The 19,469-nt window shown below is 59.8% G+C and carries 16 protein-coding genes and 1 pseudogene; 16 read left to right on the top strand and 1 reads right to left on the bottom strand.

Annotated elements, in window-relative coordinates; all coding sequences use genetic code 11:
- Positions 1-11 precede the first annotated feature (11 nt).
- Both ACZ0AI_RS02445 and rfbC read left to right on the top strand, forming a co-directional pair.
- Positions 12-1,373, top strand: a complete 1,362-nt coding sequence (locus ACZ0AI_RS02445; protein WP_463564403.1) for an NAD(P)H-dependent oxidoreductase — start codon at positions 12-14, stop codon at positions 1,371-1,373.
- Complete coding sequence (gene rfbC / locus ACZ0AI_RS02440) at positions 1,370-1,918, top strand: dTDP-4-dehydrorhamnose 3,5-epimerase (RefSeq protein WP_463564402.1); 549 nt, start codon at positions 1,370-1,372, stop codon at positions 1,916-1,918. Before ACZ0AI_RS02445 ends, rfbC begins: the two co-directional genes overlap by 4 nt.
- Here the strand turns inward: rfbC and ACZ0AI_RS02435 are convergent.
- Complete coding sequence (locus ACZ0AI_RS02435) at positions 1,912-2,952, bottom strand: glycosyltransferase family 2 protein (RefSeq protein WP_463564401.1); 1,041 nt, start codon at positions 2,950-2,952, stop codon at positions 1,912-1,914. The two genes, rfbC and ACZ0AI_RS02435, sit on opposite strands and share 7 nt — an antisense overlap.
- A gap of 404 nt (positions 2,953-3,356) precedes the next feature.
- Here ACZ0AI_RS02435 and rfaH point away from each other — a divergent pair, with 404 nt between their 5' ends.
- From rfaH to ACZ0AI_RS02365, 14 genes and pseudogenes are all read left to right on the top strand, one after another.
- Positions 3,357-3,869, top strand: a complete 513-nt coding sequence (rfaH, locus tag ACZ0AI_RS02430; RefSeq protein WP_463564400.1) for a transcription/translation regulatory transformer protein RfaH — start codon at positions 3,357-3,359, stop codon at positions 3,867-3,869.
- Between the two features lie 415 nt (positions 3,870-4,284).
- Entirely contained in the window at positions 4,285-5,445 is a 1,161-nt protein-coding gene (locus tag ACZ0AI_RS02425; RefSeq protein WP_463564399.1) for an outer membrane beta-barrel protein, read from the top strand.
- Positions 5,446-5,575: 130 nt separating this feature from the next.
- Positions 5,576-6,115, top strand: coding sequence for a polysaccharide biosynthesis/export family protein (locus tag ACZ0AI_RS02420; protein WP_463564398.1), 540 nt, complete (start codon positions 5,576-5,578; stop codon positions 6,113-6,115).
- A gap of 2 nt (positions 6,116-6,117) precedes the next feature.
- Entirely contained in the window at positions 6,118-8,349 is a 2,232-nt protein-coding gene (locus ACZ0AI_RS02415) for a GumC family protein (RefSeq protein ID WP_463564397.1), read from the top strand.
- A gap of 42 nt (positions 8,350-8,391) precedes the next feature.
- Positions 8,392-9,117, top strand: a complete 726-nt coding sequence (locus ACZ0AI_RS02410) for a tyrosine-protein phosphatase (RefSeq protein WP_463566223.1) — start codon at positions 8,392-8,394, stop codon at positions 9,115-9,117.
- A 247-nt stretch (positions 9,118-9,364) separates the two neighbouring features.
- A pseudogene (locus tag ACZ0AI_RS02405) lies at positions 9,365-10,757 on the top strand (undecaprenyl-phosphate glucose phosphotransferase).
- Positions 10,758-10,813: 56 nt separating this feature from the next.
- Complete coding sequence (locus ACZ0AI_RS02400; RefSeq protein ID WP_463564394.1) at positions 10,814-12,160, top strand: UDP-glucose dehydrogenase family protein; 1,347 nt, start codon at positions 10,814-10,816, stop codon at positions 12,158-12,160.
- Between the two features lie 13 nt (positions 12,161-12,173).
- Positions 12,174-13,535, top strand: coding sequence for a lipopolysaccharide biosynthesis protein (locus tag ACZ0AI_RS02395; RefSeq protein WP_463564393.1), 1,362 nt, complete (start codon positions 12,174-12,176; stop codon positions 13,533-13,535).
- Between the two features lie 40 nt (positions 13,536-13,575).
- Positions 13,576-14,730 (top strand): hypothetical protein, encoded by a 1,155-nt coding sequence (locus ACZ0AI_RS02390; protein ID WP_463564392.1) that lies wholly within the window; start codon positions 13,576-13,578, stop codon positions 14,728-14,730.
- A gap of 60 nt (positions 14,731-14,790) precedes the next feature.
- Positions 14,791-15,915, top strand: coding sequence for a GDP-mannose 4,6-dehydratase (gmd, locus tag ACZ0AI_RS02385; RefSeq protein ID WP_463564391.1), 1,125 nt, complete (start codon positions 14,791-14,793; stop codon positions 15,913-15,915).
- 2 nt (positions 15,916-15,917) lie between these two features.
- Positions 15,918-16,892 carry a GDP-L-fucose synthase gene (fcl, locus tag ACZ0AI_RS02380; RefSeq protein WP_463564390.1) on the top strand — a complete coding sequence of 325 codons (975 nt, stop codon included), beginning with the start codon at positions 15,918-15,920 and terminating at the stop codon, positions 16,890-16,892.
- On the top strand, positions 16,892-17,353 hold the full coding sequence (locus ACZ0AI_RS02375) for a GDP-mannose mannosyl hydrolase (protein WP_463564389.1): 462 nt from the start codon (positions 16,892-16,894) through the stop codon (positions 17,351-17,353). The genes fcl and ACZ0AI_RS02375 overlap by 1 nt, the downstream gene beginning before the upstream one ends.
- A gap of 69 nt (positions 17,354-17,422) precedes the next feature.
- On the top strand, positions 17,423-18,706 hold the full coding sequence (locus ACZ0AI_RS02370) for a hypothetical protein (RefSeq protein WP_463564388.1): 1,284 nt from the start codon (positions 17,423-17,425) through the stop codon (positions 18,704-18,706).
- A complete protein-coding gene (locus ACZ0AI_RS02365) occupies positions 18,669-19,433 on the top strand; it encodes a glycosyltransferase (protein ID WP_225831335.1) in 765 nt (254 codons plus the stop codon). The genes ACZ0AI_RS02370 and ACZ0AI_RS02365 overlap by 38 nt, the downstream gene beginning before the upstream one ends.
- Positions 19,434-19,469: the final 36 nt, after the last annotated feature.

The following is a 19,469-nucleotide window of genomic DNA, read 5'->3' as shown; positions in this document are numbered from 1 at the left end:
GAGCAGCACCGATGATCATCGTTGACACCGCCCTGGCCAAACGCGAAGCCGAAGGCCGACCCATTCGTGTGGGCATGATCGGCGCCGGCTTCCAAGGCAGCGGCATCGCCCTGCAGATCCTCACGGCGACCACCGGCATGCGCCTGTGCGCCGTGGCCAATCGCACTATCGGCAGTGCCGTCGGCGTGTACGACCAGGCCGGTATCGAGCCGCTGCAGTGCTATACGCAGGCCGAGCTGGAACGCGCCATCGCCAGTGGCACGCCTGCGGTCACCGAGGACGCCCTGGCCCTGGCGCGCGCCAAAGGGCTGGATGCGATCATCGAAGTCACCGGCTCCATCGAATACGCGGCGGGCGCGGTGCTCGCCGCGTTGCAAGCCGGCAAGCACGTGGTGCAGATGAACGCCGAACTGGACGGCACCATCGGCCCGATTCTCAAGCACAAGGCTGACCAAGCCGGACTCATCTACACCTTTTCCGATGGCGATCAGCCGGGCGTGCAGATGAACCTCTACCGCTTCGTGGCGGGGCTCGGCATCAAGCCGGTGCTGTGCGGCAACATCAAAGGCCTGCACGACCCGTATCGCAACCCGACCACGCAACAGGAGTTCGCGCGCCGATGGGGGCAGAAAGCGGCGATGGTCGCGTCCTTCGCCGATGGCACCAAGATCTCCTTCGAGCAAGCCATCGTGGCCAATGCCACCGGTATGCGCGTCGCTCGCCGCGGCATGCTCGGCCCGGACTTTTCCGGCGGCAATCCGGGCGCACCACTGGTGCCCATCGAAGACACCCTCTCTGCCTTCGAAGCGCACCTGAAGCCAGACGAGCCCGGCCTGGTCGATTACGTGGTCGGTGCCCGCCCGGGCCCTGGCGTGTTCGTCATCGGTACCCTGGAAAATCCGCGCCAGCGTCATTACCTGGAGCTCTACAAACTCGGCAAGGGCCCCTACTACAGCTTCTACACGCCTTATCACCTGTGTCACTTCGAGGTACCCAACTCGGTCGCCCGCGCGGTGCTGTTCGGCGATCCGGTACTGACTCCACGCGGCGGCCCAAGCGTGGGCGTGATTACGGTGGCCAAGAAGGATCTGCAGCCAGGCGACCGTATCGATGATTTCGGCGGTTACGAGACCTACGGCATGGCCGAGAACATCGCCGCTATCCGCGATGAAAACCTGCTGCCCATCGGCCTGGCGCTCGGCTGCACGCTCAAACGCGCAGTGAGCAAGGACAGCGCACTGACCTTCGATGACGTGCAATTTCCCAGCGGGCGAATCGTCGACCGCCTGTACGCCGAGCAGGAATGCCTGTTCGCAGCGGATGCCGCCAGCACACGACGCTTTCGCGACTTTCTCGATCAGGAGCAGCCATGATCTTTCACAGCACCACCCTCAACGACGCCCGGCTGATCGCACTGGAACCACGCGGCGATGAGCGCGGCTACTTTGCGCGAACCTTCTGCGCGGAAGAGTTCGAGCGCCATGGCCTGATCAGCCACTTCGTGCAACAGAACACCTCACGCTCGGCACGTCGCGGCACCCTGCGCGGCCTGCACTATCAGATGCAGCCCCATGGTGAAGCCAAACTGGTGCGCTGCATCCGCGGCGTCATCGTCGATGTGATCGTCGATCTGCGTGAGGATTCCTCGACCTACCTGCAGCACGAGGCCTTCGAGCTGAGCGCCGACAATCAGCGGCAACTTTACGTGCCGCCAGGCTTCGCCCACTCGTTCCAGACCCTGAGTGATGATGTTGAGGTCAGCTATCTGGTTTCGAGCGCTTATACACCGAGTGCCGAGCGGGGCCTGCGTTACAACGACGAGAGCCTGAGCATCGATTGGCCACTGGCAGTGACCACTATTTCGGAAAAGGATGCGGCCTGGCCACTGATCGCCGACCGCACCGAACGCCTCTACTGAGCAGGCATCATCTCCGGCTGCAGGAAACTGGCAGCCGGCTCGATATCCAGCGACATCACCGGTAAGGTCATCTCGAACGCCGGCACCACGGCCCGACGAATCTGCACCCGCAGGCTGTCCAGCGGCGCATCGGCGGACTCGACCCGCGGCGAGAACGCCAGAGCTTCGAGCAGCCCCTGCAGCACGACGCGCGCCTTGAGGAACTCACCGCCACGCAACAATTTGAACATCCCCCAAAGCCGATGGCTCAGGGTCGTCAGCAAGCGGCGACGGTTGGCGTACTTGCGGGTGATGAACAGCTCGTTGCGCACGAAGTGGCGGTGATAGCGAATCCGCGCTGGGCTCTTCTCGGTACGAATATTGATCGCCCCGCCGCCCTCTTGGCGCAGATGCAGCACCTTGCTCGCGCCCACCAGATACCCCGGTATGTTGCGGGTCACACGTAAGGTGAACTCGGTGTCCTCGCCCCAGATGAACATCGAGGAAATCGGCACGCCATATTCGGTCAGCGTAGAGCGCGGCACCAGAATGGAAACGAAGGTCGCACGGGAAACCGGCACCACGCCGAGATCCACGGTGGCCGGCCAGCACTCGTAATCGATTCGGTTACGCCGCTGATCCAGCGACGGCGCGTTGTTGACCAGACCATCCTGGGTGTAGGCACCCGATAACAGAAAGGTGCGTTTGATATCCCGCACAGCCAGCGCTTCATCCGCCTCGATCAGTCGCTGCAAGGCATCGGCACTGGGAATCACGTCATCGTCCATCATCCAGATGAAATCGGCACCGCGCTGGTAAGCCATCCGGAACCCGGCATTGAAACCACCGGATGCGCCGACGTTGTCCGACAGCACATATAACTCCAGACCGGGCAACGCCAGATCCAGCACCATTTGCTCCGTACCATCGTTACTGGCGTTATCGATCACGATAACGCCATCACAGGGTCTTGTTTGTGCGTACACGGCCTCCAGGCAACGCTCGAGTAAATCCTTGCGGTTATAAGTAAGAACCACTGCGTATATGTGCGTCATGATTCATCGTCCTTAATCAGAGTTGATATCTATTAGCCACTACGGCTTCAATCCTTACCCGAATCAACCGTTATGCAGGTGTGTCATCTCGCACAAATGGAGGGTTATGACAGTGCGCAACAGGCAACACGAGACCATCAAAAAACAGGCGCCATAAAAATGCTTACAAGTTGCCATGGAACTTTTATAGATATTGGCAACACGCAATTAATATGCACCTTTCCGGCAAATAAAAACCAAAATGACAGCACAATTCTGGCAGCCACTTGTCGGATTTAAAAGCGCATAAAATAACTCGCCATTCGTCGTCGAAACGCACCGAATGGGTTACGGAAGGCCTACCATCGATGATCTGCCAGAACAGCAGTTAATGGCACTTCTCAAGCATGGAAAGCGGAAGCCTTATGAGCATCGACGTGACGTCATCGGAAACCGCCTGGTACCTTGTCCAGTGCAAACCCCGACACGACGACAAGGCCTGGGAACACCTGAACAGACAGGGTTTCGAGTGCTTTTGCCCGCGCACAAGGACGCAATTGACCAAGGCTGGCAAAATCATAAAAGTCACTCAACCACTGTTTCCCGGATACCTTTTCCTGCATATGGGGAGCCAGAGTAACTGGGCAAAGTTGCGCTCGACGCGCGGCGTCAGCAGGGTCATCGCTTTCTGCGGAGTTCCGTGCCGGATAGACGATGCCATTATCGAACAACTGAAAGAACGCAGCCTCCAGAGAGCGCAAGCGAAAGCGCTAACCCCAGGAGACAGAGTGCATATAAGCAGCGGCCCACTGGCTGATATGGATGCGATCTTTCTGGCCATGGACGGTGAGCAGAGAGTAATGCTACTGCTTCGCTTACTTGATCGAGAAAAGCAGATCAACGTGCCACTTTCTCAACTCTCTATTTTACAGGCATGAATATTGCTCAACCTCATTAACATCCCTGTAATGCATTACCTCTACTCTCTGGACTGAACCTGGAGCCACAGCTCCCGCACCCTCTCTATATAGTTTCAACGCCCTTAAGAGCGACGGCCTTGGGGCGGTAGCGTACTTTCCAGAACCGAGTATGCCGCCCCTGATTGAAGCACTGACGGCAAGAGCGAACCATTAGAGCGCATGGAAAGTTCCCTATTTTTTTATCGAACAGCCTGTGATGAGTTTCACGGCCAACGGGGAACTTCTTCCTTGGGCCGACAACCAATGACTCATGAAAAATGGCCGCAAGTCAACGCGATAGGTGACTGACCAGAGGCTGCCGGGAGGTTGTCCCGCAGCGTAGTCACCCGGCCACTCCACTCAAGCGATCGACCCCGGGAAGGGATTTGGCACGATGAAACTCACCAAGATATTGACGGCTTCGCTAGCAGGTACGCTGTCTACGGCCAGCTGGGCAACCGACCCGGCGAGCATCGACCTGGCTGGTTTCGAGTTCACGCCTACCCTCGACGTTACCGAGAGCTATGACGACAACTACCGCGGCCTGCGTGATGGTGCCGGCTCGTCCTGGATTACCAGCATCAACCCGAAGTTTCTGCTCAGTGCCGAGACGCGCAACAGCGGTTACCAGCTCGAATACGAATTCGACGACCAGACCTACCACTCTGATGATAGGGCCAGCCACACCGACCATCATCTGCGCTTTCGCAGCGTTCTCGAATTCAACTCACGCAATCGCCTGCGTTGGAACCTTGGCTATCACCGCATCGAGGAGACCATCGATCTGGCGGATCCCGATGACAATGAAAACGACAAGTACGACCGCACCGTAGCTGGCGCCACATACAGCTACGGCACGCTGAGCGGTTTGAACCAGCTGGAATTCGGCGTCAATCGCGAAGGCATCCGCTATCGCAACAGCGGTGAACTCAACGCTGACGAAGAGCGCGATAGCACCATGTTCAACACCGTGTGGTACCACCGTCTCGGTGGCAGCACGCGATCGCTGGTCGAGCTGCGCCACACCGATCACGACTACGTGCGCAGCGGTAGCAACCGCGACAGTACCAATGACGCCGCACTGTTCGGCGCTACCTGGGAAGCGACCGCCAAGACCTCCGGCACCCTGCGCCTCGGTGCCGAACGCAAGAACTTCGACAGCAATACGCGTGAGGATTACACCAGCCCGATGTGGGAAGTTGGTGTGGCCTGGGAACCGCGCACCTACTCCGTCGTCAAACTCAACACTCGCCGCGCTTTCGATGAAGGTGACGACGGTGCGAGCACGGTTCAGGACACCACTACCCGCCTGAGCTGGGAACATGAATGGTCGGCCTTCATCCGTACGGATCTTGATTACCGCTTCTCCGATCGCGACTACAAAGCGATCGAGCGCAAGGACGAGCGCACCAGTTACGGCTTGGGAGTCACCTACTCCCCGGATCGCTGGGTCGATGTATCACTGGGTTACCGCCACACCGAAAACGATTCGAGCGTGCGGGAAAAATCCTATGACCGGAACATCTATCAGCTGTCGTTGAGCTTGAGCCTCTAAAACCAGGGCTTCTCAACAGGGTGACGACCAACGTCACCACCCCTATCAACTTTTCTCCGTTCGCCTTTGCAGCGAGCGGCGGCGCCCTTTTTTCTGCGCCTGAGACGAATCAACCACAAGGAGTACGCGGATGTCAGTCCACCATCTGTTCAAAGCCTTCTCGCTGCTGCTGATGCTCGCATTCGCAGCGACTGCACAGGCCAATCCACAGTATCGGCTGAGTTCCGGCGATGTGCTCAAGATCAGTGTCTTCGGCGAGCCGGATCTGTCGTTCGAGGAAATCCGCCTCAACGACGCAGGTACCTTCTCCTACCCGTTCCTGGGGTCGATCGAAGCCAGCGACAAGACTGCCGGCGACATCGAACGCGTCCTCACCGACAGACTGAAGGCCGATGGTTATCTGGTCGACCCTCGCGTCTCCGTCAGCGTGACCACCTACCGCGAGTTCTATATCAGCGGTGAAGTGAAGGCGCCTGGCGGCTACCCCTATCAGCCCGGCCTGACTCTGGATCGCGCCATCGCACTGGCCGGCGGCCTGACCGAACGCGCCTCCACCAAACGCATCACCATCGCGCGTGGTACAGGCGAAGCCCGTGCTTCGGAAAAGGCCTCGCTCGACACCCTGGTCAAGCCGGGTGACACCATCACCATCGATCAAGGGTTCTTCTGAATATGAACAGTCCTGCACGAACGATCCGACAGTGGCAACCATCGCCGTCGGAAGCAGATAGCGATTACATCGACCTGCGGCGTATCTGGAACGCCATCTGGATGCGCAAGTGGGCCATCGCCCTGTTCGTGGTGGTGATCACCCTGGTCACCGCCCTCGCCGTCTCCCGCATGACGCCGATCTACCGAGCCGTCTCGACGGTGATGATCGAGACCAAAGGCACCCAGTTGGTGTCCTTCCAGCAGGTCTATGACACCACCGGCGCGGTAAACGAATACCTGCAAACCCAGCTCGGGCTGATCAAGAGCCGCGGCGTGGCCGAGAAAGTTGTTCGCGAGCTCAACCTCACCGAACATCCGGACTTCGACCCACGCCAACAGCCTAAACCACTGATCAATGTCGGCGGGTTCGTAAACAGCCTGCAAGGCATGCTGTCAGTCACCGGGCTGGTCGACGCACCCGAGCCAGCCAAGCCGATGACCGAAGCCGAGCTGCTGGATATCGCCACCAAAATCCTGATGGATCGCACCAGTATCTGGGTAGAAGGCAAAAGCCAGTTGGTGAGCATTTCCGTCGAGTTGCCTGATCGCCTGACCGCCGCTGCAATCTCCAACTCGCTGGCAAGCAACTATATCGACAGCCAGCTCGAAGCACAGATGGAAATGTCGCTGTCGGCCACCACCTGGATGAATACACGCCTGACCGAGCTGCGCAGCTCGCTACAGGAAGCCGAAAACCGCCTGCAAACCTACCGCGAAGCCGAAGGCCTGGTAGACGTCAACGGCGTGGCCACCATCAGTAACAACGAGCTGTCGCTGACCGGCGATCGCATGATCGATGCCCGCCGTCAGCGTGCCGAAGCGGAAAGCCAGTACCGTCAGGTCGAATCCATGGGCTCTACCGACTGGCGTCGTCTGTCCAGCGTACCTGCTGTCCTGGGCAACCCGCTGATCCAGCAATTCAAGGCTGAAGAAGCCCGCGCTCGCGCCAAGGTCGAAGAGCTGTCGCGCCGTTATGGCGAGCGCCACCCGGCCATGGCAGCTGCCAAGTCGGATCTCAGCGCCGCCTCCGCAAGTCTGCGTGCCCAGGTCGAGCAGGTGGTGGCGAGCATCGAGCGCAACTACCAGTTGGCAGTCGCCAACGAGAACTCCCTGAATGCCTCGTTCAACAAGAACAAGGAGCAGATTCAGGATATTTCGCGCAAGGAATTCAAGATCCGTGAGCTGACCCGCGACGTGGAAAGCAACCGTTCGCTCTACGAGACGTTTATGACCCGCCTGCGCGAAACCGCAGCCACTCAGGACGTCAACTCGAGCAATGCGCGAATCATCGATCAGGCTATCGCTCCGGTTCAGGCCAGCGCGCCGAACAAGAAGCTGCTGATTGTCCTGGCTGCCGGTCTGGCCCTGATATTCGGTATCGCCCTGGCGGTGATCCGCGACATCCTCAACAACACCTTCAAGAGCGCCGACGACGTCGAGAACAAGCTGAACCTACCGGTTCTCGGCATCGTGCCGCTGATTTCCAACAACACCAAATACACCGCCGCGCATCTCTTCGAGCATGGCGAGGATGCGCGCTTCTGCGAATCGATCCGCACCATTCGTACCAGCCTGATGCTGGCCGATACCAATCACTCGCAGAAGGTACTGGTGGTCACTTCCTCGTCGCCAGGCGAAGGCAAGAGCACCCTGGTGGCCAACATGGCATTCGCCCTCAGCCAACTGCAACGCGTGTTGCTGATCGATGCCGACCTGCGTCGCCCAACCCTGGCCAAGAGCTTCGATTTCCCGGTCGGCACACCCGGCCTGGCCAACCTGATCAGCGGCAGCGCCAAGGTCGAAGACTGCATCCACAACATGGGCAACAACCTGGACATGCTGCCGGCCGGTGCGGTACCACCAAACCCGCTGGAACTGCTGGCATCGCCACGTTTCGCCAAGTTCCTGGAGATGATCAAGGAGCGCTACGACCACATCATCATCGATTCGCCGCCCAGCCAGGCGGTCAGCGATGCCTCGCTGCTGTCGACCTTCGCCGACTCGGTCATCTACGTGATCAAGTCCGAGGCCACTTCGATTCCGCTGGCACAGCGTGGCGTAGGCCACCTGCTGCAGAGCGGTGCTTCGGTGATGGGCGTGGTGCTCAACCAGGTGGACGTGGAAAAAGCTGCCCGCTCCGGCGAGTACAGCGGCTACTACGACCACTACGGCTACAGCGACCGCAAGGCTTGATGCAGCCATGACCAACCAGCGCATGACAGCAGGAGGTATCTGATGATCGATCTGCATAACCACTTGCTGCCGGGCATCGACGACGGCCCGGCAGACCTGCCGACCGCGCTGGAAATGGCCCGCATGGCCGTGGCCAACGGCATCAGCCATATCGTTTGCACGCCGCATATCCATGCCGGCCGCTACGACAACGACAGTGACAGCATTCGCAGCGCCTGCGACAGCTTCAACCTGGCGCTGCAGGAGGCCGGCATCGATCTCAAGGTAGGCGCGGCCGCAGAAGTTCGTTTCTCTGGCGAGCTGATGACCCGCGTGATGGACGGCAGCATTCCGTTCCTCGGCCAGTGGGAAGGCAAGAAGGCACTGCTGCTGGAATTTCCCCACGGGGAAATGCCCTTCGGCGCCGAACGGCTGACCCAGTGGCTGCTGGAAAACGGCGTGGTACCGATCATCGCGCACCCGGAACGCAACAAGGTGCTGATGCACACGCCAAGCAAGCTCAAGCCCTTTATCGAGCAAGGTTGTCTGCTGCAAGTGACCGCTGCCTCTGCCGCTGGTCGCTTTGGTGAACGCGCAATGCACCTGGCTCACGAACTGCTGAGACATCGCGTGGTCAGCATTATGGCGACTGATGCTCACAACCTTGATCACCGCCCCCCCCAATTACAAGAAGGTCTCCTGCAAGCCGCCCGGATCCTGGGCGAGAGAGAGGCCGAACGTCTGGTCATCGACACGCCCTGGCGCATCGCACACCAGCATTTCGCTTAGTTGACTGCCTGATTAACGCGTGCCTGTCGGTTCAGGCCGCTGGATTCGTATTTGTTGGAGGTTGGAAAACCATGCGTCGAGCACTCGGCAACAGGACGCAGTACAGCTACCGACTGGCGCGCAAGCGCGGCGCAGTGTTGGGTTCGCCCAGCGTGTCGCCATACGTATCGCATACGGACGGGTCGCCTCTCGTGTGTTTTCCGGGGGCATCACACTTCATCGAAGATTTGCACGAGGATCGCCGCACATGATTTCCAAACGGATCAATCCTGCCGAAAACCGCAGGGGGCTGACGTTCTGGGGTCAATCGAGCCTGTGCCATTACTCTGGTCAGCATGCTGCTCTGCTATCTGGTCATCCAGCGTTATGGCGACGTGCCGACCGAGTACCGACTGCTGATCGTACTTACGGTACTGGGCTCCGTGCCAGCCTATGGCCTGCTGCGCGTATACCACAAGCGCTTCAACTACCTAACCGGTCTGGCGCACTTGCTGGCTGGCTGGCTCACGCTCCTCGCTGGCCTGCTCTTCGTGGCCTACTTCAGCCAAAGCCTGGACCGGTTCTCCTTCGAGATCATGCGCGAGTGGGCGCTGCTCGGCTTCCTGGCACAGGCCATCGCCTTCATCCCGTTGCGCTATTTCGCCAGGCTTCATTCGGAAAAACTGCGCAACGATCGCGTCTCGTTGATCATTGGTTCAGGTGAAAAAGCCCACGAACTGGCCGAGCGCCTGGCTGCATCCAACCGGGTTCCGCTGATCGGCATGCTCGCCTCGAACGACGATGCGCACACCCAGGATGGCCGCTTCCCGATTCTCGGCGCCCTGCACCAGTTGCGTGAAGTAACCGAGCAACATGGCGTACGTCGTGTATACATCGCCCTGACGCTGGACGAGATTTCGCACATCGAGAAGCTCTACATCGACCTGCTCGACATGAGCGTCGACGTGGTCTGGGTACCGGACTTCGGCAGCATGCCGCTGCTCAACCAATCGATCTCGCAGATCGAACAGTTGCCAGCCATCTACCTCAACGAAAGCCCGATCAGTTCGCACCCTGCTGCCGTGTTCAGCAAGGAGCTGATGGATCGCACCCTGGCCTTCCTCGCCCTGGTGGCCCTGAGCCCGGTGTTCATCACCGCCGCCATCGCCGTGAAGCTGTCCTCACCTGGCCCGGTGTTCTTCCTGCAGCCACGCCATGGCTGGAACGGTGGCGTGATTCTGGTTTGGAAATTCCGCTCCATGCGCATGCATGACGATCAGAAAGTCGCCCAGGCAACCCGCGAAGATCCGCGCATCACCCCGGTCGGCCGCTTTCTGCGACGCACCTCGATCGACGAACTGCCGCAGTTGCTCAACGTGCTGCGCGGGGAGATGTCACTGGTTGGCCCGCGCCCCCACGCGGTGGCCCACAACAACTACTACAGCGACAAGATTCTTGCCTACATGGCCCGCCACCGCCTCAAGCCAGGCATCACTGGTCTGGCCCAGGTGACCGGTCATCGTGGTGAAACCGAAACCCTGGAAAAAATGCAGCAACGCGTGGAACAGGATCTGGCTTACATCAACAACTGGTCGTTGTGGCTGGACATCAAGATTCTGGTGAAGACGCCTTTCACCCTGTTTTCACGCGACATTTATTGAACGATGCCCACTTGGCGTCACGTAACGATTAACGCTCACTCAAGGAATTTTTATCCATGAACATCACTGTCGTTGGAACCGGCTACGTCGGCCTCGTCACCGGCGCCTGTATCGCCGAGATGGGCAACACGGTTGTCTGCGTGGATGTCGATCCGAAGAAGATCGAAAACCTCAAACGCGGTGTTCTGCCGATCTATGAACCGGGCCTGGAAACCGTCGTGGAAGAGAACTTCGAGGCCGGTCGCCTGCAGTTCACCACGGCCCTGCCGGAAGCCATGGAGCAGTCGGATATCATCTTCATCGCCGTTGGCACGCCGCCCGGTGAAGACGGCTCTGCCGACCTGCGTTACGTGGTAGAGGTGGCTCGCCAGATCGGCAGCCTGATGACTCGTCACACCACCGTGATCAACAAATCCACGGTACCGGTGGGCACCGCTGACCTGGTTCGCGCCGAAATCCTCGAGCAACTGGAGCTGCGCGGCAAGGACATCAGTTTCGACGTGGTGTCCAACCCGGAATTCCTCAAGGAAGGCGCTGCAGTCGACGACTTCATGCACCCGGATCGGATCATCATCGGCACCGACAGCGAGCGTGCTCGCAAGGCCATGAGCGAGCTCTACGCACCGTTCATCCGCAACAACCCGCGCATCAAGTTCATGGGCGTGCGTGATGCGGAAATGACCAAGTACGCCGCCAACGCCATGCTGGCCACCAAGATCTCGTTCATGAACGAGATTGCCGGGCTCTGTGAGCGCCTGGACGTGGACATCGAGAACGTGCGCCTGGGCATCGGCTCGGATCAGCGTATCGGTTACCACTTCATCTACGCCGGCTGCGGCTACGGCGGCTCGTGCTTCCCGAAAGACGTCAAGGCACTGATCAGCATCGCCCACCAGAACGACTTCGAACCCAAGGTTCTGCAAGCCGTCGAGGCGCGCAACGAGCAGCAGAAGCAATCGCTGTTCAACAAGCTGGCCGCGCACTTCGAAGGCGATCTCAAGGGCCGTACCTTCGCTGTCTGGGGCCTGGCGTTCAAGCCGGGTACCGACGACATGCGTGAAGCGCCGAGCGTGGTGCTGATCAACAGCCTGATCAACGCCGGTGCCAAGGTCAAAGCCTTCGACCCGGTTGCGAGTGAAACTGCCGCACGCGAGTTCCCCGAGCACTGGTTCAGCGAAGGTCGCCTGCAGATCGTCGACGGCCAGTACGAAGCGGCCATCGATGCCGACGCACTGGTTCTGGTCACCGAGTGGAAGCCATTCCGTCGCCCGGACTTCAAGGCGCTGAAAAAGCTGCTCAAGCAGCCGGTGATCATCGACGGCCGCAACCAGTACGACCTCGCCCAGGTAGATCGCGAGGGCTTCGACTATTACGGCATCGGCCGTAAGCAAGTGAACGGCTGAGCCCCTCCTGACAATGGACGTCATCGAACCCAAAGTCACGGCTCCCACCGCCCTCTGGACACGTCTCGGCGTGTCCGGCAGGGCGGCGTTGCGCAGCCCAGTGCTACGCAATATCGCGACCGTCGCTTCGGGTACCGCTGGCGCCCAGGTCATCACGCTGGCCCTCATGCCGGTCATCACCCGGATCTACGGGCCAGAGAGCTACGGAGTACTCGGGGTATTCATGAGCCTGGCGTTCATGCTCATTCCGGTCGCTGCCCTCACCTATCCAGTCGCCATCGTGCTTCCGAGGCGCGATGCCGATGCCCGCGGTCTGATTCGCCTGTCCCTGCTCGTCGCCTGTGCCTTCTCGGTGCTCGTGGCAGCCGTAATCGCCCTGTTCGGCGAGAAGCTGGCCAGCCTGGCAGGGATTACTCAGATCGCCCCTTTTCTGATGCTGCTGCCCGTGGTTCTTCTCGCTGGCGCAGCACTTGAAGTCACTCAGCAATGGTTGATTCGCCAACAGCGCTATCGCCTCACTGCTGGCGTGGCGGTACAACACGCCATCGCCCATAACGGCTTGCGGATTGGCGTTGGGCTGTTGCATGCCAGCCCTACGGCCCTGCTGCTGAGCACTGCCTTCGGGCCACTGCTGCAGACACTGATGCTCAACTGGGCGTTGCGCCGCAACGCAAGCGCACAGACTCAAAAGACGGCCACCGATCCGCAGCCGTTGAGTACCCGCGGACTCGCGTTGCAATACCACGATTTCCCGCTGTATCGCGCACCGCAGATGCTCATCAACGCGGTATCGCAGAACCTGCCAACGCTCGTGCTGGCGGTGTTCTTCGGTCCGGTGGCGGCTGGTTTCTTCGCCTTGTGCAAACAGGCCCTGAACGTGCCGACTCAATTGATCGGCAAATCCGTGGCTGATGTTTATTACCCGCGCATCAGCGCTGCAGTGCATAACCGCGAACCGATCATCACCATGTTAGCCAAAGCGACTGCCATGCTGGCATTGGCGGGTCTGCTGCCTTTCGCGCTGGTGTTCTGCTTTGGCCCGCAGCTATTCGCCCTGGTGTTCGGCGAGCAATGGGCGGTGGCCGGTGAATACGCGCGTTGGCTGGCCCTGGCCGAGTACATGATTTTCGTCAGCCGGCCCTGCACGGTCGCCGTTCCGGCACTCGCACTACAGGGTCGCTTCCTGATCTTCGAGGTGCTCAGCACCGTATTGCGCATCGCTGCCTTGATGGCCGGCGCCCTGTTCTTGGAGCAGGCCGAACAGACCGTCATGGCCTTTACCGCGGCCAGCATCCTGATCTACCTGTGCCTGATCGCCAGCGTGCTGTACGCCGCACGCGATGTACGGCAAGGCCGATCGGCAGATGCCTCGTGACTGCCCCTAAACATTTTCATCAGAGACTGGCTTCGATCCTATGACCGCACAATTGCCCACTATCGTCGTCATCGGCTACAACCGGCCGAAGAGCCTCAGCCGCCTGCTCGGCTCGCTGATCAAGGCTCGCTACCCCGAAGGCGACGTTCGCCTGGTGATCAGCCTGGACAACTCCGGCAACCCGCAGCCACGCCAGGTAGCCGAAGCCTTCGACTGGCCCCACGGCGAGAAACGCATCATCGCTCACCCCGAGCGCCTCGGCCTGCGCCAGCACGTATTGAGCTGCGGCGACCTGACCGAACAGTACGGCGACGTGATCATTCTCGAAGACGATCTGTTCGTCTCACCGTTCTTCTACGAGTACACATGGCGGGCGTTGCAGGCCTATGCCGACGATGCTGGCGTTGCCGGTATCAGCCTGTACAGCGTGCAGTTCAACCAGACCGCCAACCTGCCGTTCACACCGATCGATGACGGCGACTCGGCCGTGCATTTCATTCAGATGGCCGCGTCCTGGGGGCAAGCCTGGTCGCGTCGCCACTGGCAAGGCTTCCGCCAGTGGCTGGAAAGCCACGGCACCGACATCAGCCACATCGACGGCATCCCGGCAGATATCCGCGGCTGGCCCGAGTCATCGTGGCTCAAGCTGTTCACCGCGTACATCATTTCCCGGGATCTGTACTTCGTGTACCCGTTCCGCTCGCTGAGCACCAACTTCGGCGATCCGGGTCAGCACTTCAACATCGCCTCGTCGCGCTTCCAGGTGCCGATCCAGCAACAGCCGATCGACTACCAGTTCGCAAAACGCGAAGAAAGCGTGTCGGTCTACGATGCCTTCTGCGAGCTGCTGCCAGCCTGCGTAAAACGCCAGAACCCCGTGCTCGAGCCCTACGATTTCACGGTCAACCTGTATGGCTGCAAGACCTGCAAAAAAGGCCTGCAACTGACCCGAACAGAAGCCCGTGGCCTGCACAATTTCAGCCTTTCCATGAAGCCCATGGAACTGAGCATCCTGCATAACATCGAAGGTGAGGGCCTAGCCCTGATCGACTCGGCCGACATAGACGGCGCCAGCCTGTCGCGGCCCAAAACGGAGTACGACATCTACCGTTTCTTTTACAAGTTTCCGTCGGTACGGATCATTCTTTTTGGCGTTATGGAACGCCTCCAGTTGCTGCTCAAGCGTACGCCCTAACGGACCGCGTTCAGCAACCGAACACAGACCCTCTATCAATTGAACATCGCAGGTATCGCAATGGAACAGAAAAAAGCGCTCATCACCGGTATCACGGGCCAAGACGGCTCCTACCTGGCCGAGTTTCTGCTCGAAAAGGGTTACCAGGTGCATGGCATCAAGCGTCGTGCCTCGTCGTTCAACACCCAGCGCGTGGATCACATCTATCAGGATCCGCACGTCGACAACCAAAACTTCATCCTGCATTACGGCGACCTCAACGACTCGTCCAACCTGACCCGCATCATCCAGGAAGTGCAGCCTGACGAGGTCTACAACCTCGGCGCACAATCCCACGTTGCGGTGAGCTTCGAAGCCCCGGAATACACCGCTGACGTCGACGCCATGGGTACCCTGCGCATCCTCGAAGCCATCCGCCTGCTGGGCCTGGAAAAGAAAACCCGTTTCTATCAGGCGTCCACTTCCGAGCTCTACGGTCTGGTGCAGGAAACCCCGCAGAAGGAAACCACCCCCTTCTACCCGCGCTCGCCCTATGCGGTCGCCAAGCTGTACGCCTACTGGATCACCGTCAACTACCGCGAAGCCTATGGCATGTACGCGTGCAACGGCATCCTCTTCAACCACGAGTCGCCGCGCCGCGGTGAGACCTTCGTGACCCGCAAGATCACCCGCGGCATGGCCAACATTGCCCAGGGTCTCGAGCCGTGCCTGTACATGGGCAACATCGATTCGCTGCGTGACTGGGGGCATGCCAAGGACTACGTCCGCATGCAGTGGATGATGCTGCAACAGGATCAGCCAGACGACTTCGTGATCGCCACCGGCGTGCAGTACTCGGTACGTGAATTCATCACCTGGTCTGCCGCTGAGCTGGGCGTGCACCTGCGTTTCGAAGGCACTGGCGTGGACGAGCAAGGCATCGTCGAGCGCATCGAAGGCAACAACGCGCCGGCCCTGAAGGTCGGCGATGTGGTGGTACGCATAGACCCGCGCTACTTCCGCCCTGCCGAAGTGGAAACCCTGCTGGGCGACCCAACCAAAGCCAAGACCGTACTGGGTTGGACGCCGGAAATCACCGTGCAGGAGATGTGCGCCGAGATGGTTCGCGAAGACCTCAAGGTCGCCAAGCGCCACGCGCTGCTGCGTGAGCACGGCCATGATATGCCAGTCTCCGTGGAGAACTGAGCATGAGCGCGCCACTTGATCAGCGCATCTTCGTCGCCGGCCATCGCGGGATGGTCGGTTCGGCGATCGTGCGCCACCTGCAGAGCATGGGGCACCAGAACATCGTCACGGCGCCCCGTGAAAGTGTGGATCTGGTCGACGCCGCCAGCGTGCAGCGCTTCTTCGCCGAACAACGCATCGACCAGGTCTATCTGGCCGCAGCCAAGGTCGGCGGCATCCACGCCAACAACCAGTACCCGGCCGACTTCATCTATCAGAACCTGATGATCGAAGCCAACGTCATCAACGCCGCGCACAATGCCGGCGTGAACCGCCTGCTGTCGCTAGGCAGCTCGTGCATCTACCCCAAGCATGCCGAGCAGCCGATGCGTGAAGAGGCGCTGCTGACCGGCGTACTGGAGCCGACCAATGAGCCCTACGCGATCGCCAAGATCGCCGGGATCAAGCTGTGCGAAAGCTACAATCGCCAGCACGGCCGTGATTACCGCAGCGTGATGCCGACCAACCTGTACGGTCCCCACGACAACTACCATCCGGAAAACAGCCACGTCATCCCCGCCCTGCTGCGCCGCTTCCACGAAGCGACCCTGCGTGGCGACGATGAGGTGGTGATCTGGGGCAGCGGCACACCGATGCGCGAGTTCCTGCATGTCGACGACATGGCGGCCGCCAGCGTGCACGTGATGAATCTGGACGACGCCACTTACCAGGCGCACACCCAGCCGATGCTCTCGCACATCAACGTCGGCACCGGGCAGGACTGCACCATCCGCGAGTTGGCAGAAACCATCGCGCGGGTCACCGAGTTCCAGGGGCGTCTGACGTTCGACAGCAGCAAGCCCGACGGTACGCCACGCAAGCTGATGGACGTATCGCGTCTGGCCAAGCTTGGCTGGACGGCGAGCATCGATCTGGAAACCGGTCTGCGTGACGCCTACCGCTGGTTCGTCGAACACATCGACGATGTGCGTAGCTGATGTTTCTGCCGACCGATACCTTCAAGACCGTGGTCGCCAGCACACCGCTGGTGTCCATCGATCTGCTGGTTCGCAACGCAGCGGGCGAGCTGCTGCTGGGCGAGCGTCTCAACCGCCCCGCCCAGGGCAGCTGGTTCGCTCCAGGTGGGCGCATTCTCAAGAATGAAACCCTGGATGCCGCTTTCGAACGCCTGACTCTGGAAGAACTGGGCCAGGCATTCGGGGGCGACCAGGGCCGGCTGCTCGGCGTCTACGAGCACTTTTATGACGACAGCGTGTTTGGCGAAACACCGGATACCCACTACGTGGTGATCGCCTACGCACTGGAGCTTGGCGCTCAGCAGAGCCTGCAACCGCCAAGCGTGCAGCACGGTCGCTACCGCTGGTGGCCGATCGAGCAGATGCGCGAGGAACCGCGCATACACCGCAATACGCGGGACTACCTGCAGGCGCTCTACTAGACCTCTCGCAAGCCACTCAACGCGGCGTCGGCTTGCGAGCCACGACAATTTCGATATGGGAACGCGAGCTTGTTCAAGCAATTCCTGGCATACCGCAACCTGCTGCTGATCCTGTTTGTCCTGAACTCGGCCTGCTTCTTTCTGACCGACGACAAGAAGGCCGGCATCCCCTATCTGCGCGAGCTTTATCTGCTCGGCGTGCTAGGTAGCGCTGCGGCCCTGTTCCTGGTCTGGAAGCGCGTGTACCAGTCCAAGACCAGCCTGTGGATCATTTTCATGGGCCTGGTGCTGCCGGTCACCTCGGCGATCATGGCGCAGCTGAATTTCGATCAGCCGTTCATCTATGGCCTGCTCGAAGAACGTCGCAGCTTCGCCTATCTGGTGTTCTTCCCGGCCCTGTTCCTGCTGATCAAGACCGCGCCCACGCAAAAGCACCTGGAGACCTTCTTTCTCTACTCGGGCCTGGCGTGCGCCTTCGTCGGCTACTGCTACTACTTCGGCATCATCCCGGAAAACTCAGGCGTCTCGTTCACCGTGGATGCCAAGGATGCCGGCGAGGTGCTGCTGCGGCCGAACCGTTTCCGTATCGGTTCGAGCTACGTGACCATCTGCGCCTTCATGCTCATGTACAGCATGAAAGAGCGTATCTCGCTGTTCAAAGTGCTCACCCTGCTGTTCTTCGCTTCTTACCTGTGGCTGGTGCTGCAAACCCGTCAGACCATGATCATCTGGTGCCTGGCAGGCCTGTGGATCTTCCGTGACCGCATCGACTCGCTGATCAAGCTCGGCCTGCTCGCGGCCACCATCCTGGTCGCCTCCTACTTCATCTTCCCCGAGTTCTACTACGAGCAGTTCGCCAAGTTCGAAGCCCTGCTCGACGAAGCCACCACCGGGCCCGGCGTACGCGACACCACCACGGCGATCATCATCGGCGCAGTTGCCGACAACTGGTACATCGGCATGGGCTCGCTGTCGCTGCAGTGGAAAGGCGGCTTCGGAACGCTCTATAACCCGCACTTCTACCTGTCGGACGTGGGCATCTTCGGCGTGTACTACCGCTACGGGTTCCTCACGCCGGTGATCGCCTTGATCTTCTACGCCGGTTACCTGCGCATCATGAAACGCTGCCCGCAAAAGGGCCCGCTGCTCAATGCTTTGCAACTGGTGTTCTGGTTCCAGATGCTCAACATGTTCCTGTCCAACTCGCTGATGTACGGCGGTGATGTGCTGGGCATCGGCGCCGCCTGTTTCCTGTACTTCTCCCGCGCCTACGCGACGGAGAAATCCCCGACTCGAGAGCTCAGAGGCACACGCCATGACAAACTTCAGTATCGTGACCATCAACTGGAATAATCTGGAAGGCCTCAAACAGACCTACCAGAGTGTGGCTGCCCAGACCTATCGGAACTTCCGCTGGATCGTCGTCGACGGTGCCTCCAACGACGGTGGCGCCGAATGGCTGGCGACCATTGATGAGCCCTACGCCGAAATCACCTCGGAGCGCGACAAAGGCCTCTATGACGCCATGAACAAGGGCCTGATCAAGGGCTCGGCGACCGAGGGCTACACCCTGTTCCTGAACAGCGGTGATTCGTTCTATGACGAGAACGTGTTGCAGAAGGTTGCCGATGCCATCGAGCAGGCGCCAAGCAAGCCGCGTTACGTGTACGGCGACTACTACCTGCAGAACGCCGAAGGCCGCCTCACGCCACAGAACGCGAAGAAGATCGAGCATCTGGTGCTGGGCATGCCGTCCAGCCACCAGGCGATGTACTTCGAGAACGAAAGGCTGCGCAGCGTGCGCTTTCGCGAGGATTTCAAGCTGTCTGCGGATTACTGCATGATCGTCGAATTTCTCCAGGGTCAGGATCACAAGCGCGACGTGCTGAAAGTCGCTTCGCCGCTATGCATCTTCGATACCACAGGGGTTTCTACCAGTCGTCGCTTCGATGCATTGAAGGAAGATATGCGCATCCGTCGGGAGGTCATGAAACTATCGCCGCTGCACAGTATCTCTTTGTATGTCCTGCACTACGTGCATACGCATAGCAAATTGTTGAAAGCGGCACTGGGCAAATGAATCGCGGGCAACAACAGCCGCTGCCCATCCGTAACA

This window comes from Pseudomonas sp. AC355 (genome assembly GCF_979258205.1).
This window is presented reverse-complemented; position numbering and strand designations above follow the sequence as displayed.

What these genes read in the sequence shown, in the direction of transcription:
- ACZ0AI_RS02445 (WP_463564403.1), top strand. Translation starts at nt 12, where the DNA reads ATGATCATCGTTGACACCGCCCTGGCCAAACGCGAAGCCGAAGGCCGA.
- rfbC (WP_463564402.1), top strand. Translation starts at nt 1,370, where the DNA reads ATGATCTTTCACAGCACCACCCTCAACGACGCCCGGCTGATCGCACTG.
- ACZ0AI_RS02435 (WP_463564401.1), bottom strand. Translation starts at nt 2,952, where the DNA reads ATGACGCACATATACGCAGTGGTTCTTACTTATAACCGCAAGGATTTA.
- rfaH (WP_463564400.1), top strand. Translation starts at nt 3,357, where the DNA reads ATGAGCATCGACGTGACGTCATCGGAAACCGCCTGGTACCTTGTCCAG.
- ACZ0AI_RS02425 (WP_463564399.1), top strand. Translation starts at nt 4,285, where the DNA reads ATGAAACTCACCAAGATATTGACGGCTTCGCTAGCAGGTACGCTGTCT.
- ACZ0AI_RS02420 (WP_463564398.1), top strand. Translation starts at nt 5,576, where the DNA reads ATGTCAGTCCACCATCTGTTCAAAGCCTTCTCGCTGCTGCTGATGCTC.
- ACZ0AI_RS02415 (WP_463564397.1), top strand. Translation starts at nt 6,118, where the DNA reads ATGAACAGTCCTGCACGAACGATCCGACAGTGGCAACCATCGCCGTCG.
- ACZ0AI_RS02410 (WP_463566223.1), top strand. Translation starts at nt 8,392, where the DNA reads ATGATCGATCTGCATAACCACTTGCTGCCGGGCATCGACGACGGCCCG.
- ACZ0AI_RS02400 (WP_463564394.1), top strand. Translation starts at nt 10,814, where the DNA reads ATGAACATCACTGTCGTTGGAACCGGCTACGTCGGCCTCGTCACCGGC.
- ACZ0AI_RS02395 (WP_463564393.1), top strand. Translation starts at nt 12,174, where the DNA reads ATGGACGTCATCGAACCCAAAGTCACGGCTCCCACCGCCCTCTGGACA.
- ACZ0AI_RS02390 (WP_463564392.1), top strand. Translation starts at nt 13,576, where the DNA reads ATGACCGCACAATTGCCCACTATCGTCGTCATCGGCTACAACCGGCCG.
- gmd (WP_463564391.1), top strand. Translation starts at nt 14,791, where the DNA reads ATGGAACAGAAAAAAGCGCTCATCACCGGTATCACGGGCCAAGACGGC.
- fcl (WP_463564390.1), top strand. Translation starts at nt 15,918, where the DNA reads ATGAGCGCGCCACTTGATCAGCGCATCTTCGTCGCCGGCCATCGCGGG.
- ACZ0AI_RS02375 (WP_463564389.1), top strand. Translation starts at nt 16,892, where the DNA reads ATGTTTCTGCCGACCGATACCTTCAAGACCGTGGTCGCCAGCACACCG.
- ACZ0AI_RS02365 (WP_225831335.1), top strand. Translation starts at nt 18,669, where the DNA reads ATGACAAACTTCAGTATCGTGACCATCAACTGGAATAATCTGGAAGGC.